The sequence below is a fragment of the Halorubrum sp. SP3 genome (assembly GCF_005435195.1).
GTDB classification, from domain to species: Archaea; Halobacteriota; Halobacteria; order Halobacteriales; family Haloferacaceae; genus Halorubrum; species Halorubrum sodomense.
Window position 1 is genome coordinate 1 of the sequence record NZ_SGTU01000571.1, and the last position, 299, is coordinate 299.

The following is a 299-nucleotide window of genomic DNA, read 5'->3' on the forward strand; positions in this document are numbered from 1 at the left end:
GCAGTACGGATTCAATAGCATCTATTTGATGCCGGTGAACCTGTACGGCCCCGAAGACGACTTCGATCTCGAGAGTTCACACGTAATTCCGGCAATAATCAGAAAATGCGTTGAAGCGCGGGAGCGAGGAGATGATTCGATTACTGCGTGGGGGAGTGGCGAACCGACAAGAGAGTTTCTCTACGTGAAAGACGCGGCAGACGGGATACTGACCGCGACGGAGCGGTATGACGAGTCTGCTCCGGTAAACCTGGGAAGCGGCATCGAAATTTCAATTCACGACCTCGTGGAGACCATTG

General features: G+C 53.2%; 1 protein-coding gene. It reads left to right on the plus strand.

Annotated elements, in window-relative coordinates; translation table 11 throughout:
• Positions 1-28: 28 nt before the first annotated feature.
• A partial coding sequence (locus tag EXE42_RS17610; RefSeq protein WP_241988448.1) for an NAD-dependent epimerase/dehydratase family protein occupies positions 29-299 on the plus strand: 271 nt, incomplete at its 3' end.